This window comes from Exiguobacterium sp. s36 (assembly GCF_018618345.1).
GTDB lineage: Bacteria > Bacillota > Bacilli > Exiguobacteriales > Exiguobacteriaceae > Exiguobacterium > Exiguobacterium chiriqhucha.
Genome location: NZ_JACSLW010000001.1, coordinates 882,908 through 897,608, shown reverse-complemented (window position 1 = coordinate 897,608; position 14,701 = coordinate 882,908). Strand labels below are relative to the sequence as shown.

Annotated in this window: 16 protein-coding genes; 8 read left to right on the top strand and 8 right to left on the bottom strand. The window is 51.3% G+C overall.

Annotated elements, in window-relative coordinates; translation table 11 throughout:
* Positions 1–93 precede the first annotated feature (93 nt).
* Entirely contained in the window at positions 94–591 is a 498-nt protein-coding gene (locus tag KNP95_RS04465) for a DUF305 domain-containing protein (protein WP_058764755.1), read from the top strand.
* Between the two features lie 14 nt (positions 592–605).
* Here the strand turns inward: KNP95_RS04465 and KNP95_RS04460 are convergent, their stop codons facing one another.
* From KNP95_RS04460 to KNP95_RS04440, 5 genes are all read right to left on the bottom strand, one after another.
* On the bottom strand, positions 606–809 hold the full coding sequence (locus tag KNP95_RS04460) for a hypothetical protein (protein ID WP_214835694.1): 204 nt from the start codon (positions 807–809) through the stop codon (positions 606–608).
* Positions 810–1,134: 325 nt separating this feature from the next.
* Positions 1,135–2,052 (bottom strand): TerC family protein, encoded by a 918-nt coding sequence (locus KNP95_RS04455; protein ID WP_058764751.1) that lies wholly within the window; start codon positions 2,050–2,052, stop codon positions 1,135–1,137.
* Between the two features lie 130 nt (positions 2,053–2,182).
* Positions 2,183–2,806 carry a DedA family protein gene (locus tag KNP95_RS04450; protein ID WP_021066186.1) on the bottom strand — a complete coding sequence of 208 codons (624 nt, stop codon included), beginning with the start codon at positions 2,804–2,806 and terminating at the stop codon, positions 2,183–2,185.
* A 90-nt stretch (positions 2,807–2,896) separates the two neighbouring features.
* Positions 2,897–3,877 (bottom strand): aldo/keto reductase, encoded by a 981-nt coding sequence (locus KNP95_RS04445; RefSeq protein WP_214835692.1) that lies wholly within the window; start codon positions 3,875–3,877, stop codon positions 2,897–2,899.
* Positions 3,878–3,890: 13 nt separating this feature from the next.
* Positions 3,891–4,136, bottom strand: coding sequence for a hypothetical protein (locus tag KNP95_RS04440; protein WP_214714411.1), 246 nt, complete (start codon positions 4,134–4,136; stop codon positions 3,891–3,893).
* Between the two features lie 156 nt (positions 4,137–4,292).
* Between KNP95_RS04440 and KNP95_RS04435 the strand changes: the two genes are divergently transcribed.
* Both KNP95_RS04435 and KNP95_RS04430 read left to right on the top strand, forming a co-directional pair.
* Complete coding sequence (locus KNP95_RS04435) at positions 4,293–5,174, top strand: AraC family transcriptional regulator (RefSeq protein WP_021066189.1); 882 nt, start codon at positions 4,293–4,295, stop codon at positions 5,172–5,174.
* A 145-nt stretch (positions 5,175–5,319) separates the two neighbouring features.
* Complete coding sequence (locus KNP95_RS04430; RefSeq protein ID WP_214835690.1) at positions 5,320–6,156, top strand: Cof-type HAD-IIB family hydrolase; 837 nt, start codon at positions 5,320–5,322, stop codon at positions 6,154–6,156.
* Positions 6,157–6,178: 22 nt separating this feature from the next.
* Here the strand turns inward: KNP95_RS04430 and KNP95_RS04425 are convergent, their stop codons facing one another.
* A complete protein-coding gene (locus KNP95_RS04425) occupies positions 6,179–6,613 on the bottom strand; it encodes an Rrf2 family transcriptional regulator (protein WP_021066191.1) in 435 nt (144 codons plus the stop codon).
* A gap of 148 nt (positions 6,614–6,761) precedes the next feature.
* Here KNP95_RS04425 and KNP95_RS04420 point away from each other — a divergent pair, with 148 nt between their 5' ends.
* The gene (locus tag KNP95_RS04420; RefSeq protein ID WP_214835688.1) at positions 6,762–7,622 is read left to right on the top strand and encodes an SDR family oxidoreductase; all 861 of its coding nucleotides are present in this window, start codon (positions 6,762–6,764) and stop codon (positions 7,620–7,622) included.
* Positions 7,623–7,779: 157 nt separating this feature from the next.
* Positions 7,780–7,956, top strand: a complete 177-nt coding sequence (locus tag KNP95_RS04415) for a hypothetical protein (protein WP_214835686.1) — start codon at positions 7,780–7,782, stop codon at positions 7,954–7,956.
* A 35-nt stretch (positions 7,957–7,991) separates the two neighbouring features.
* Here the strand turns inward: KNP95_RS04415 and KNP95_RS04410 are convergent, their stop codons facing one another.
* A complete protein-coding gene (locus KNP95_RS04410) occupies positions 7,992–9,518 on the bottom strand; it encodes a methyl-accepting chemotaxis protein (RefSeq protein ID WP_214835685.1) in 1,527 nt (508 codons plus the stop codon).
* 113 nt (positions 9,519–9,631) lie between these two features.
* Positions 9,632–10,279 carry a TVP38/TMEM64 family protein gene (locus KNP95_RS04405; protein ID WP_214835683.1) on the bottom strand — a complete coding sequence of 216 codons (648 nt, stop codon included), beginning with the start codon at positions 10,277–10,279 and terminating at the stop codon, positions 9,632–9,634.
* Between the two features lie 205 nt (positions 10,280–10,484).
* Between KNP95_RS04405 and KNP95_RS04400 the strand changes: the two genes are divergently transcribed.
* The 3 genes from KNP95_RS04400 (at position 10,485) to KNP95_RS04390 (ending at position 14,652) form a co-directional block, all read left to right on the top strand.
* Positions 10,485–12,194: a methyl-accepting chemotaxis protein gene (locus KNP95_RS04400; protein ID WP_214835682.1), complete on the top strand. Its 1,710-nt coding sequence runs from the start codon at positions 10,485–10,487 to the stop codon at positions 12,192–12,194.
* 578 nt (positions 12,195–12,772) lie between these two features.
* Positions 12,773–13,993: an ABC transporter permease gene (locus KNP95_RS04395; RefSeq protein ID WP_214835679.1), complete on the top strand. Its 1,221-nt coding sequence runs from the start codon at positions 12,773–12,775 to the stop codon at positions 13,991–13,993.
* The gene (locus KNP95_RS04390; protein WP_034779127.1) at positions 13,990–14,652 is read left to right on the top strand and encodes an ABC transporter ATP-binding protein; all 663 of its coding nucleotides are present in this window, start codon (positions 13,990–13,992) and stop codon (positions 14,650–14,652) included. The genes KNP95_RS04395 and KNP95_RS04390 overlap by 4 nt, the downstream gene beginning before the upstream one ends.
* Positions 14,653–14,701: the final 49 nt, after the last annotated feature.

Genomic DNA, 14,701 nt, shown 5'->3' with positions numbered 1-14,701 from the left:
GTCTCGTGTCGTGCATGAGGTCTCGATGTTTTAACAAAAATGGATTAGGCAATCAATTGTGTAGACAGACCATCAGCAAAGGAGGAGTAGACGATGAAACCTTACGCAAAATTCGGAGTGATGATTCTCGTGTCGACATTCCTCATGTATTGGCTCATGTATTTGAACGTGTTCCAACTCGACCACGTCTTCTTCAGTCAGACACGTTTGTATATGGCGCTCATCATGGGATCGGTCATGGCGTTCGTCATGTTGCTGTTCATGTGGGGCATGTACAAAAATAAGAAGTTGAACGCCATCATCTTGAGTGTGAGCGCGCTCGTGTTCGGGCTCTCGCTATGGCTCGTCCGGAGCCAGACGACGGTCGATGACGTCAGTTGGATGAAAGCGATGATCCCGCACCATTCGATCGCCATCTTGACGAGCGAGCGGGCCGAGATCGAGGATCCGCGCGTGAAACAGTTGTCTGAAGACATCATTGAAGCACAGCGGCGTGAAATTGAAGAGATGAAGCGGTTGATTGAAGAGTTAGAGAAGGAAGAAGAGGAAGCAGCAAAAGAAGCTAAATCGACAACAACAGCGACCGAGTGATACGGTCGCTGTTGTCATGTGTCGGGATGAAGTTGGGCCTCAATCAATGCGACGGCGATCGTCAGCGCTTGAATTCGCCGTTTGGCGAGTGTCAGTTGTGACTTGTAGCGCTCGGGGTGATCTTTCGCCTCGAGCGTCGTCACCGTCTCTTGCAGCTTGTGGAGAATCGAATCGATTTGACGTTTCGCCTCTGTCAGTTCTGTCGTTGAATAATCCATAGGTCCTCCTAGATGGGTTTTCTTCAGTATACATAAGAAAAACCGAGGCGATTGCCCCGGTTTAGCGTATTTGCGGTATATATTTTCTAGTACGGCGGTTTGTCGAGCGCGGTGCGACGAGGAAGAAGATTCCTAACATCACACCGACCCCAAGTCCCCAAAGACTGTTGAACAAAAGCATCAACACGATCCCGAAGACGAGTCCAATACTCACATCACCCATACGGTCAAACATTTGTAACCACCTTTTCTGTGTTTGCTAGACTAAAGGTTTACCCACAATTGAGAAGTGAACCACCTGGGAGGCTAGCACATCTCCCTTTTGTTATACGTGATTTTTCTGACCAGGTTTCGTTTTATAGAAACTATAGACGACACTGATCAAGATGACGAGGACGATTGCGCCAAGCGACATCCAAATCGGCATTTTGTATACGTCGCCCAATACCATCTTCGCTCCGATGAAGACGAGCATGAAGCTGAGCCCGTGCTTCAAGTAGTAGAAACGGTCAATCAAGTTGGCGAGGACGAAGTAGAGGCTACGGAGTCCAAGAATCGCCATGATGTTCGCATAGAAGATGATATACGGGTCACGCGAGTAGGCAAAGCTTGCCGCGACGGAGTCGACGGCGAAGACGATATCCGACAGCTCGATGAAGATGAGCGCGATGAACAGCGGTGTGAAGAACAGTTTGCCGTTGATGCGTTTCGTGAACTTACCAGACGAGATGTCTTGCGTGATTGGCAAGCGGCGCTCGAGCCAACGGATCGTCTTGTTCTCTTCGAGCGACTCGTCCTTGCCGATGTTTTTGAACATCATCCATCCTGTATAGATGAGGAAGGCACCGAACACGTAATAGACCCAACCGAAGTTCTCTAACAACGACACCCCGGCGACGATAAAGACGGCCCGGAAGAAGATTGCCCCGAGAATGCCCCAGAACAACACCTTGTGCTGATACTTGAGCGGAATCGCGAAGTAGGCGAACACGAGCGAGAAGACGAACACGTTATCGATGGCGAGTGCCTTCTCGATGAAGTAGACGCTCGCATATTCTGTCGCGACGGTGCTGCCTTGCGAGTAGAACAACCAACCGCCGAACGCGATGGCGATCCCGATCCAGACGAACGTCCATGTCCATGCCTCACGGAGCGAGACTTCGTGTGCCTTGCGGTGGAACACCCCGAGGTCAAGCGCGAGCATGAAGATGACGAGTGCCAAAAAGGCGATGAGTAATGTCAACAATAATTCCTCCTTTTTAAGTTCGTGTGAACTCTATATGTTTAATTTAAGGTCATAAGAACTTAAAGTCAAGAGGGTAAACTGCGATTCCACAAAAAAACACTCCGAATCGATTTCGGAGTGTGCAAACTTAACGCTGTTCAGAGCGACGTGACCAGATGACCCGGACGATGAAAGCGCCTAGTCCGAGAAGGATGACGGCGAGGACGCCATACATGACATGCGAATACGTCTCGATATGGCCGAGCCACACTTGCCAATTCTCCCCGACGTACACGCCGACAAAGATGAGCACCGTGTTCCAAATGAGCGTCCCGAGTGTCGTCAGCATCAAAAATTTGACGAACGGCATGTTCGACATGCCGGCCGGAATCGAGATGAGGCTACGGACGACGGGGACGAATCGACCGAAAAAGACGAGTTTCGGTCCAAAGCGGTCGAACCAGCGATCGGCCATGCGGACGTCATCCACTTTCAAATAGAGACGTTTGCCGTAACGCGCGACCCATGACTCGAGACGCTCCTTGTCGAAAAATAATCCGACGCTATACAAAACGATGGCTCCGATGACCGCACCGACCGTCGCGGCGAGAATCATCCAGACGGGTGTAAGCGTGGTCGTTGTCGTGAAGAAGCCGCCGAATATTAAAATGAGCTCGGACGGGATAGGTGGGAAGACGTTCTCGATAAAGATGAGGAAGAGCACGCCCCAATAGCCGAACTGCTCAATCATTTGTTGAATCCATTGTTCCATGAATCGGTTCTCCTTGCGTATTGTGACATCTCTGTCTACTTTACCCGACGGCAATGAGCACGCCCATACGACTTGAGGTTGAATTTTGACTCAAATCGCACCGACGACTGCGTGTGGAATGTACGGTTCTTCGAGCGAAGCCATCTCTTCTTTTGTCAACGTGACGGCCAACGCACCGACCGCCTCGTCCAAATGACGCTGCTTCGTGGCACCGACGATTGGCGAGGTGACCGTGTCTTGTTGCAAGAGCCAGGCGAGGGCGACTTGTGTCCGGGTAATTCCCCGCGTCTCAGCGATTGCGGCGACCCGCTCGATGATGAGCCGGTCGGCGTCCATCGTCGCGTCATACTTCGAACGTTGAATCACGTCCGTCTCAGAGCGGTGGGTCACGGTCGACACGTCGCGTGTCAGGCGCCCCGAGGCGAGCGGACTGTACGGTGTGACCCCAATTTTCTCTTCCCGGCAGAGCGGCAGCATTTCACGCTCTTCTTCCCGATAAATCAAGTTCAAATGGTTTTGCATCGACACGAACCGGGTCCAGTTGTTTCGTTCCGCCACGTGGAGCGCTTTTTGGAACTGCCAGGCGTACATTGCCGATGCACCGATATAGCGGGCCTTCCCGGATTTGACGACGTCATGGAGCGCCTCCATCGTCTCTTCGATTGGTGTGTCATAGTCCCAGCGGTGGATGATATACAGGTCGACGTAATCGGTGCCGAGCCGTTTCAAACTATGATCGATTTCCGACAGAATCGCCTTCCGCGACAAGCCGCCACCGTTCGGACCGTCGTGCATTCGACCGTGAACTTTTGTCGCGAGAACGATCTCGTCCCGGTTCGCATAATCCCGAAGCGCACGTCCGACGTATTCCTCGCTCGTGCCTTTCGAGTAGATGTTTGCCGTGTCAAAGAAGTTGATACCGAGGTCGAGTGCTTGTTTGATGATCGGACGGGTCGCCGCCTCATCGAGTACCCAGTCATGAATCCATCGGTTCGCGTCGCCAAAGCCCATACAGCCGAGACAGAGCCTTGAGACATCGAGTCCCGTATTGCCAAGTTTTACGTATTCCATGAAAATGCCTCCTTCAAAGTTGATACGTGGAGAGGAACCGTTCGAACTCATCCACGGTGCTGTCGTCGTTGACGGTCAATCGTAATTCGGTATGGGTGTCGATCGGAAGCGCTAGCGCCTCGACAAGTGCCTCTGGCGTCGGTTCGAGTCGGAATGAATCGAGCCGAATCACCACGTTATGGGCAAGTGCGAAATGCGCACAACGGGTGAGCAATGTCGCGAAGCCACGTTCGACCGTCACGTGATACGTCTTTTCCATGTCGATTCCCCTCCTTTGCCACCAGTATGACGCGAGATGTGGGGCGGGCGTTAGCGCGTTCATGTCGTGTTTTTGCCTAATCCTCTCAACAGGTTGGACAGGGCTCGTCCAAGAAAACGATCTGCCGTATACTGAAGGGGAGAAAACCGAGGGAGGGTGAACGACATCGAGACACGACTGCAACTGATTGACGTCATCACACGACACATACCGGGGGACGGGGTGCATCCGACGATCGTCCCGGCGATGACGTTCATTCATGAATCGATGGTGACCGAACCGATCACACGCGTCAATGAACCGTCATTTTGCCTAATCCTGCAGGGGGGGAAAGAGATGTTGTTCGGTGACGAACGGCTCGTCTACGAGGGCGGACATTACCTCGTTGCCTCGGTCGACTTGCCTGTGACGGGACAAGTGACGAAAGCGAGCGCAGACGTCCCATACGTGGCGTTGAAACTCGAGTTGACGATTGACGACTTGATCGATGCCGTCGGGCACGTCGAGCTGACCGAGCCGCGTGAACCGAAACGAGGCATGTATATCGCCGATGCCGACGAGGCGTTGTTCGATGTCGCGCTCCGTCTCGCTCGTCTCGTCGACACACCGGATCATGTGGCACTCGCGCCGCTCTATAAGCGCGAACTCCTGTATTGGGTGGCGCAAGGGTCGAACGGGGAGATGCTGCGGCAGTTGGCGTTCGAGGGGAGTCAGGCGTTCCGGATCAAACGCGTCATCGACCACATCATCGCGAACTTCAACGAGACGATTCGAAGTGAGGAATTGGCCCGCGTCGCCAACATGAGCGTCTCGACGCTCCACCGTCATTTCAAGGAAGTGACGGCGATGAGCCCGCTCCAATTCCAAAAGCAGTTACGGCTCCAAGAGGCGAGACGGCTGTTGCTCATGCAGGCGACGGACGTGGGCGAGGCGGCGTTCCAAGTCGGCTACGAGAGTCAATCGCAGTTCAGCCGCGAGTATGCCCGGTTGTTCGGGCTGTCGCCACGGGCCGACGTGCGGCAACAACGACAGCTTTGACAAAGGAAATGCGCGAGCGGTATGCTTGAGGAGAAAACGACATACATCAGGATTGTTACTGGATTGCCAGGCAAAACCTAAACTGGGCGCACATGTTGCGTCTGGTTTAGGTTTTTCTTGTATTCAGGACAAAAAGGAGGACATTATGCGACACATCATCTTTCTAGACGTCGACGGCACGCTCGTCGATGACCACGGCAATATCCCGGAATCGGCCAAAGAGGCCGTCCGCCAGGCGCGACAGAACGGCCATCTCGTCTTCTTGTCGACCGGGCGCTCGAAGGCCGAGCTGTTCTCGGACATTCTCGACGTCGGCTTTGACGGCATCATCGGGGCCGCCGGGGGCTACATCGAACTCGAGGAAGAAGTGTTGTACCATCAACAAGTCTCCGTCGATGATTTGAGCCACCTCATCTCCTTCTTCACGGAACAAGGCATCGATTTCTATCTTGAGTCGAACGACGGCCTGTTCGCCGGCGGCAACGCCAAGGCACGGGTGGCGACGATGATTGACGAGTTGATGGCGAACAATCCGGAGGCGAGTGCGACGATCGAGCGCGGCTTGAAGCCGTTCCATGACGCAATGATGGAAGGGGTCGACCTCGTCCGTCCCGATGTGAACAAAATCTCGTTCCTCGGCTCATCCGTGCCGCTCGACGTCATCCAACAAGAGTTCGCATCCCGCTTCACCGTCATCCCGAGCACGGTCGCCGTATTCGGTGCCAACAGCGGGGAGCTGTCCATCCCGGGCGTCAATAAAGCGACGGCGATTGCGACGCTGCTCGAACATCTAGGTCTCGAGCGAGCGCAGACGTTCGCCTACGGGGACGGGTTGAACGACATCGAGATGCTCGAATACGTCAAGGTCGGTGTCGCCATGGGCAATGCCAAACCCGAGGTCAAGCGTGTCGCCGACGATGTGACGGACGCCTGTGACCAAGACGGGCTTGCGAATAGCTTCAAAAAGTATCGACTCATCTGAAAAAAAGCCAAGCAACCTCTCTTCAGGTTGCTTGGCTTTTCGTCGCGACATCGTTCACGACATCGGCGAGGGTCACATGCTTCAATACCGATTCCATCGCCGATTGGGCGTGGATAAAGATCGGCTCGATCGTCGCTTGGATATGTTGCCCGACAGGACACGCCAGGTTTGGGTTGTCATGGATACTGAACAGCTCGTTCTCCTCGACGACACTGACAGCGCGATAGACGTCATAGAGCGAAATCTCGGTCAAGTCTTTCGTCAGTTTGGCTCCGGCGACGCCAGGCTTCACTTCAATCAAGTCGGCCTTCTTCAACATGGCCATGATTTTTCGGATTAGGGCCGGGTTCGTGTTGACACTGCCGGCCAAAAAGTCAGACGAGGTGACGCCGTCCTGATTGACCTCGATCAACGTCAAGATATGAATGCCGACCGCGAAACGGCTACTGATGGACATAGGCCACCACCTTTCTGCACAAGTCATGTAAGTGAATTGGTTACATCTTCAGTATAACAGGGAACAAACAATTGACAAACGAAAATGCTGTAACTATGATGATTACATGTAACTGATTTAATTACAGGTTAAAAGGAGGAAATGATTTATGAAATACTTAGTCACAGGTGCAACCGGGAAACTCGGTTCGAAAATTGTTGATGTGTTGCTCAAGTCAGTACCCGCAAGTGAACTCGCGGTCAGTGTCCGCAACCCTGAAAAAGCAGAAGCACTGAAAGCGAAAGGCGTCGATGTGCGACACGGCGACTTCGACCAGCCAGAGACACTCGATGAAGCGTTCAAAGGTGTCGAACGGCTGCTCATTATCTCGGCGGACGGGGACAACGACACACGCATCCGTCAACATGCGAACGCCGTCGAGGCGGCCGAGCGCGCAGGCGTATCGTTTATCGCCTATACGAGTCTCGCCGACGCGACAGAGAGCCAAAACTTGATGGCACCGCCACATGTCGAGACGGAAGGCGCAATCGAGCGGACGGGGATCCCGCACGCGTTCTTGCGCAACAACTGGTACTTAGAAAACGAACTTGGCAGTATTCAAGGTGTGCTCGCCGGCGCACCTTGGGTAACGGCGGCCCGTGACGGGAAGGTCGGTTGGGCGCTACAAGAAGATTACGCTGAAGCGATTGCGAACGTCCTGATGGCGGACGATTTCGAACAAGACATCTTCGAATTGTCAGGTCCGCTCCATACGCAAGCCGAACTCGTCGAGGCGCTCAGTGAAGTGCTCGGCCGTGAAGTGACGCTCCAAGAAGTGAGTACTGACGCTTACGCTGGCGTCATGCGCGGCGCCGGGGTGCCGGAAGGAGCGATTCCGATCGTCGTCGGCATTCAAGACAGCATCCGCAACGGTTCGCTTGAAGTTGAGTCGAATGATTTCGAGTTGGTGCTCGGTCGTCCGGTGACGCCGCTCAAAGAGGCGCTTCAAAAGCTCGTATCAACGTTATAAACGACAATAGTGACGTCACGTTTTCGATAATTGAGAACGTGACGTTTTTTGATGAATATTAGTGATTTGTCTTCACATATTTGTGCACACGTCATCCCCATCCTTTATATTAACAATAAATGGATAATCATAGATGTACATAGGAAGGATCGATTACATGAAAAACATGATGTTCTTAATCGGCGTTGTCTTAGGATTAGGATTATTGTTCGGGTTGAGATATGAATTCAATGTCATCGGGGATATGGGCTTTAGAATCGCGGCCATCCTTATGCTCGTATCGGTACTCGTCATTCGGTCGACTGCAAAAATTTCATTCTTCAGCCATTCATAAAAACAGACCGCGAATCCACATTCGCGGTCTGTTTTTTAGTTCGCTCGGGTTTCGAGCTGACCGGTCACATCTTCTAACGTGCTCGCGGTCGAGGCGAGTCGGTCCGACATGTGGCTCAACTCTTTTTGGATGGCAACCTGTTCCTCGGTCGCGGCGGCGACGTGCTGAATCTGTTGCTGCAGTTCGCTCGCCGCTCGTTTCGTCGTCGCAAGGCGCGTCTCGAGCGTCTCCATCTGAGACGTCACGCGTTGACGTGTCTCTTGAATCGAACTGATTTGACCGTCGATTTCGGAGACGTCTTCGGTCAAACGATGGAACACGGCCGTCACATCGGCCGAGACGGTTTGACAGTTCTCGGTCGCGCGTTTGAATAACTGTGCCGAATCGCGGACGACGATCGTATCGTCCATCAGTCCACCGAGAACGCGGGTCATCTCGGCTGCATAATCTCGGGACTGGACGGCGAGCTTGCCGACCTCAGAAGCGACGACGGCGAAACCACGACCGGCGTCACCCGCCCGTGCGGCTTCAATCGAGGCGTTCAAGGCGAGCATGTTCGTCTGGTCGCTGATTGTCTCGACGTGCTGCAGGATGGCTTGAATTTCGGTCGATCGGTTCGACATCGTCGTGACAACGCGTTCGAGTCGTTCCGATTCACTGATGATTTCTTCGACTTTCGCCTCCATCCGTCGCATGTCGCCGTCCCCGGCGATGGCGTCGGCCGCAATCCGTGACGAAGCGGCAGCTGTTTGGGCCATCCGTTCTTGGATGAGAGCCGTGAGGGAGCGAATCGATTGAATTTCCTCGGCCCCGTGGTTCATCGACGTCTCTTGCTCGGTCGCGTGGGCGACGATCGGATCGACGGTGACGGCGATTTGTTCCCCGGACTGGAGCGACTGGTTGGCTGCCGTCTCGAGTTCGGTCGCATGTGTCTTCAATGTCATGACGAGTTGACTGGCGTCGGTGACGGCTTGCTGTAACAGACGGTGCGTCTCATCTTCCTGTACTTTGACACGCGACGACTCGAGGTTACGGAAGTGAATCTGCGCGATAAGCACGGCGCTCAGTAGGATGAGATAGATCGCATGGACGAGCAATAGGCTGAACGGATAATCGGCCGTCCCGCAAATGATTTCAGGAACCAAGAAATATCCAGCGAGATGTTGAACGGCGAAGATGACCGTACTGTAGACGATCAAATCGATGCGGCGCATGAACGACAAAATCGCCAAGACGACGAAAATCGAGAAATGATATTCGACGAGCCCTTGCCCACCGGCGACGGTCGAGATGCTCGCGAACGTGAGCGTCAGCATCATCAAGTACGGGAAAAGATGTGGTTTTACGCGCTGGCTGACGACCATGGCGATCAATAATACGATCGGGACGGCAAACAGGACCCATGTCGCGATGGGATATGCGTAGCCGACGGCACCGTTTCGGAGCACGGTGTACGTATAGGCAAAATCCGTGAAGCGGTGGAGCAGATGGACGATAACAGACGTCAAGACGATGACGAACGTGGTGACGAGCATCAATTGATTGCGTTTTTCAGAACTCATGCAGATTCCTCCTGATAATAGGTCGATATAGCTACTAGAGTATCGTCCGATTGGCACGAATGTTTATCGTTTTTACACGCCGAAGCAAAAAAAAGAGAAGCGGATGCGCTTCTCTAGTCTGACGTGAGCCCGAGCCACCGTTTGACGGGTTCGCGGAAATAGTAGGTGACACCAATCAACGTGACGAAGACGAGGGCGGCGATGACGATCAAGGTGATGCTTCCCGAGGCTAGACTCGCCCCGAGAAAACTGTAGGCGAGCGTCCCTGGGATCATGCCGAGGACGGTCGCAAGGATAAACGATTTGAATTTGACTTTAGCGATCCCGCCCGCATAACTGAGCAAATCGAAGCCGACGAGCGGGATGAGCCGCAAGACGAACACGTATAGGAAGCCACGTTGCTCCATCTGCGTGAACAGCTTCTCTGACCATGGATAGCTCTCGACCTTGAGCACGGACCTGCCGAACAGTCGGGCCATGACGTAACCGGTCACGGCCGCCGCCGTCGCCCCGAACAGGATGTAGAGGACACCCGGCCACACCCCGAAGGCGAGACCGGCCCCGAGTGACAGTACCGACGTCGGCAAGAAGATGATTGGGCCAATCGCATAGATGAGGAAAAAGACGACAGGACCCCACCAACCGAACGACAGGACGATGTCACGGACGTCAGACGGACGGAGTTCATAGTGGAAATGAGTAATATAGAAGATACTCCCGAACACAATGAGCATGAGACTAAGTTTGAGCCAGCGGGGCACAGAGTACGCCTCCTTTCCATCAGTTCTTTTGTTTATCGTATCGCATTCCGTCTCCAAATGAAGGTGAGCCAGCTTACATATGCGTCGGCAATGTGCGATTGTGCTCAATAGGGTGGCTAAAAATGGAAACATAGGTCAACGCATGTGCCGAGGGGCTTCATTTTGAGGCTCTTTCCTACGATAAATCAGGTAGGGAGGGATCATCGTGAAAAATTTGAAGATGTCTAAAAAACTAACAGTACTGATCAGCGTATTCATCGCGACACTCGTTCTCATCGCAGCACTCAGCCACGTCTTCATGGGACGCATGGCCGATGCGGGAGAATCGATTTATGAAGATCGGTTATTGCCGATTCGCGCCCTCGGTCAAATCCGGACGGATAACCGTGCCTTGGACGGGTATTTACTCGAATTGATGCTGACGACGGATGCGTCTCGAAATGAAGAACTAGAGGCAAGTATCGAGGAACGGCGTGACAGCATCGGGACGAACCTCGAACTGTTCAACGAGACGTTCGCCTCAACAGATGCCGAGATGCAAGGTCGAGTCGAAGACTTGAATGCCGAGATTGCAGCCTATCTCGAAGGGACCGAGCTCGTGCTTCAGCCGGTGCTTCGGAATGAGAACACGGCGGCCTATCGCGTCTATATGAGTGACTTGCGACCGGTCCGTCAAGACTTGGTCGAGACGGCAACGGTCGTCATGGACGGCATCAATCAAGAAGCCGAGACGGCAAGCACGACGATGCAGAACGAGCGGACGGAATCGGTCACGTTGTTCTGGGCGCTTGTCGCCATCGGGGCACTCATCTCAATCGGGCTCGGTGTCTACATCACACGCCTTATCGTCCGCCCAATCCGTGAGTTGAATGGACTGATGAGCCGTGCCGGAGCCGGTGACTTGACGGTCGACAGCACGTACACATCGCGTGACGAGATTGGTTCGCTCGCCAACTCATTTAACGAGATGAAAGATAGTCTTCGCGACTTGATTGGCAACGTCACGGCGACAGCCGGACGTGTCGCGACGTCATCGGACGATTTGAAATCGAACGTCGAAGAGACTACGAAAGCGACCGAGATGGTCGCCGTCACGATGGAAGAGATTGCATCCGGTTCGGTCCGTCAATTGACGCGCGTGAAAGAATCGAACAGTACGCTCACCGAACTGACGAATGGGATTCATCACGTCTCAAATAGCGCCCAACACATGACCGAGTTGTCAGACGGGGCACTTCAAAAAGTCGGGACCGGCAACGAGTTGATTGAGACGCTCGAGTCCCAGCTTGAGGCGATGAACGAGAAAGTGAAGGCGTTGCAGACGGTCATCGGCCAACTCGACGTCCGCTCCCAAGAAATCGGCAGCATCACCGGTACGATCTCCGGTATCGCCGAACAGACGAACTTGCTCGCCTTAAACGCGGCCATCGAAGCGGCCCGGGCCGGCGACCAAGGACGTGGATTCGCCGTCGTTGCCTCAGAAGTTCGGAAACTTGCTGAAGAGTCGGCGATTGCGACGAAACGAATCTCTGGTTTGATTGGAGATACGCAGACAGAGACGAAACAAGCCGTCCAGACGATGCATGTTGTCGAGAGCGAGATGGGCCACAGCGTCACGAACGTCCAACAGGCGGGCGTCGCGTTCGAGGACATCAAGCGGGCGATCGAAGAAGTCGGTCAAAAAGTCGAGGAAGTGTCAGGCTCTGTCCAAGAGATGGCGGCCGGAGCGACCGAGATTTTACGATCAGTGAACGAGATTCAAGGCATTACGGAGACGACGGCGACCGACACCGAGAACACCTCGGCGGCGACGGAAGAACAGATGGCGTCGATGGAAGAAATCACGGCTTCGGCCCAAGAGCTGTCGAACATGGCAGACGAGATGCGTCAAATGACAAAACGATTTAACGTGTAACGAACAGGCAGGTCGACAATCGACCTGTCTGTTTTTGCGTATGTCGTAAATTGAGCTAGCACATTATTTCCTTCCGTTCCCTTTTAAATATAAATTATGTAAAATTGGCTCGTGTTCATTCTCTATGGTAAGGGGTGGCTTATGAAATATTCGTTATTTAGATTGAGTGACGCGCTAGAGGCGTTTGCCATCTATCTCATGTGCTTTGCTTCAAATTTGGCATTGGTTTATGTGCAAACTTCGAACGTAGAAATTGCATCTCTTTTAGAGGCCTTTATAGACAGTATTGTAGACTATCGACTGATTATAAGTATTTCCCTTACATTTATGATGATTGTGTTCCATTATCAATTTCTAAATCGAAAGAAGACAGAAATATCCTGCCGCATCCTTGTAGGTGATACACGGGAAGGGATAATCAAACGATACATTTTAAATAGTTTAACGATATTGATGATTAGCTTTGTAGCGTCGCTTTTATTCGGCTTTTATTTAAATGTGATTGTAACGAGCAATCTCTACTTAGTCTTTATTTTTACTACATACATACTAGTGAGTGCGGGGCAGGTGACGAACGAATGAAAATCTTACACTTTTTTATCACTAAAATATTTTTGAAGCGATGGATCTTGGTGCTGAGTACGGTCGCCTTGCTGTTTCTCGCGAACTCTCTTTCTTTTATTGCCGCGCGTTCCATTATTTCAACGTTTCAAGGTTATCAAGATATCGATGTGTTTAATCAAGAAGGCAATTTCATTGCGAACCTAGACCCAGATCAGGAAGCGAAGTTTGATGGAATCGATGTCGAAGCTACACAAAAGCTATATGACTATTTAAACGACAACTATACATACGCTTTTCAAGCCGATGGGTTTGCCACTTCATTACCTAACGAACAGAACATGGAAGTGTCTGTCAGTTATATCAATGAAAAGGCGTATCAAATCAACCAATTAAATTTACCGCAAGGGAACCATTTGAAATTCGATTATCAATTGGACACCGACCAAATCCCGGTTTTAATAGGGGCCGGTCTGGCCTCGACATATCCTGTCGGTTCAACGATTAAAATGACAGATCCGGTCACCCAACAAGCGGTCAATTTAAACGTTCAAGGAGTTTTGGAGAAGAATACGCACCGGTCGAATTTCTATGCGCCCAATTCAAAGAACTATTTTAACTTTGCGATTCTCGTCCCCGTGAACGAACAATTTATTCAACGAGCGAACATTGACCTTCATGTGAACGGGTTGATGGATCTGGTGCTACTCGATTCGACAAAAGAGGAAGCTGCGGAATTGAACGAATACGTACAAGAAAATATAGGTCTGAAACTTAACTTTTTTAGTCAACAAGAAAACTTTGATTACTTTGAGGCGTATTATGCGAACTCGATAAAAATCATCTGTGCCATCACCTTCGTTCTGCTTGTCATCCTTGTTAGTCTAGCAACGTGGACCAGTTTGACGAGTGTTCGGTTGATGATTAAAGATTTTACACTCAACTTATTGGTCGGATTAAGTTATTCCAAACTGAGAACGATTTTTTATAGTTACTTCGGAATGTTGTTTACATTGAATCTAGCCATGCTATTTGTGATTATCGCGTTCAATCGATACGGCTATTGGATTAGAAAAGATGCCATTTTTGCCACGTACGGGCTATTTGGTTTAATCAGTATGGATTGGTTTGCTTTACTGGTAGTTCTTTTAATCAATCTGATGATTGGGTTAACGATTGTGGAACTGACATTACGGAAAATAAAAAAGATTCCAATCTCGGTGGGGGTTTTAGAATGAATCGTATCATGAAGTTAGAAATCCAGAACAAAACGTTCAAACAGAAAGGTTTTTCAATCTTGAATGATTTTGAGTTGGAAGTTCAAACTGGGGAAAAAGTTTCGATCATCGGGGAGTCTGGGGTCGGAAAAACGTCGTTGCTTAATATTCTCGGATTGCTCGATACACAATACGAAGGAAGCTACGAGCTGTTTGGTTCAGTGGTTAATGAGTTGTCACGAAACAAACTGGCAGAGTGGCGCAATCAAAAGATTGGGTTTGTGCTTCAAGATTCCGCGCTTATTCATTCGTTAACCATCGAGGATAATATCAAGTTGCCTCTCATGTATGCCAACATCGAAAAAGACCGAAACGCTCAAGAACACTTTGAACGAATTGTTCAGAAGATCGGGATTGAGTCGATTTTGAAAAAGAAACCGCATGAGTGTTCGGGTGGCCAACGGTCTAGAGCTGTTTTTGCGAGAGCGATCATGATGAATCCCCAAATCATCTTATCAGATGAACCGACGGCGTCATTAGATTCAAAAAACAAAGAAAAAATCATCGATCTATTGTTTGAAATGAACAATGAATTTAATACGACTATTATCACCGTGACGCATGATTTAGATGTGGCTAATCGTCATGATCGGATTATCACGCTCGAAATGAATGAATGAGATATGTTCCATGCATGATGAAAGGCAGGTCGAAACAATTCGACCTGCC

What these genes read in the sequence shown, in the direction of transcription:
- KNP95_RS04465 (WP_058764755.1), top strand. Translation starts at nt 94, where the DNA reads ATGAAACCTTACGCAAAATTCGGAGTGATGATTCTCGTGTCGACATTC.
- KNP95_RS04460 (WP_214835694.1), bottom strand. Translation starts at nt 809, where the DNA reads ATGGATTATTCAACGACAGAACTGACAGAGGCGAAACGTCAAATCGAT.
- KNP95_RS04450 (WP_021066186.1), bottom strand. Translation starts at nt 2,806, where the DNA reads ATGGAACAATGGATTCAACAAATGATTGAGCAGTTCGGCTATTGGGGC.
- KNP95_RS04445 (WP_214835692.1), bottom strand. Translation starts at nt 3,877, where the DNA reads ATGGAATACGTAAAACTTGGCAATACGGGACTCGATGTCTCAAGGCTC.
- KNP95_RS04440 (WP_214714411.1), bottom strand. Translation starts at nt 4,136, where the DNA reads ATGGAAAAGACGTATCACGTGACGGTCGAACGTGGCTTCGCGACATTG.
- KNP95_RS04430 (WP_214835690.1), top strand. Translation starts at nt 5,320, where the DNA reads ATGCGACACATCATCTTTCTAGACGTCGACGGCACGCTCGTCGATGAC.
- KNP95_RS04425 (WP_021066191.1), bottom strand. Translation starts at nt 6,613, where the DNA reads ATGTCCATCAGTAGCCGTTTCGCGGTCGGCATTCATATCTTGACGTTG.
- KNP95_RS04420 (WP_214835688.1), top strand. Translation starts at nt 6,762, where the DNA reads ATGAAATACTTAGTCACAGGTGCAACCGGGAAACTCGGTTCGAAAATT.
- KNP95_RS04415 (WP_214835686.1), top strand. Translation starts at nt 7,780, where the DNA reads ATGAAAAACATGATGTTCTTAATCGGCGTTGTCTTAGGATTAGGATTA.
- KNP95_RS04410 (WP_214835685.1), bottom strand. Translation starts at nt 9,518, where the DNA reads ATGAGTTCTGAAAAACGCAATCAATTGATGCTCGTCACCACGTTCGTC.
- KNP95_RS04395 (WP_214835679.1), top strand. Translation starts at nt 12,773, where the DNA reads ATGAAAATCTTACACTTTTTTATCACTAAAATATTTTTGAAGCGATGG.
- KNP95_RS04390 (WP_034779127.1), top strand. Translation starts at nt 13,990, where the DNA reads ATGAATCGTATCATGAAGTTAGAAATCCAGAACAAAACGTTCAAACAG.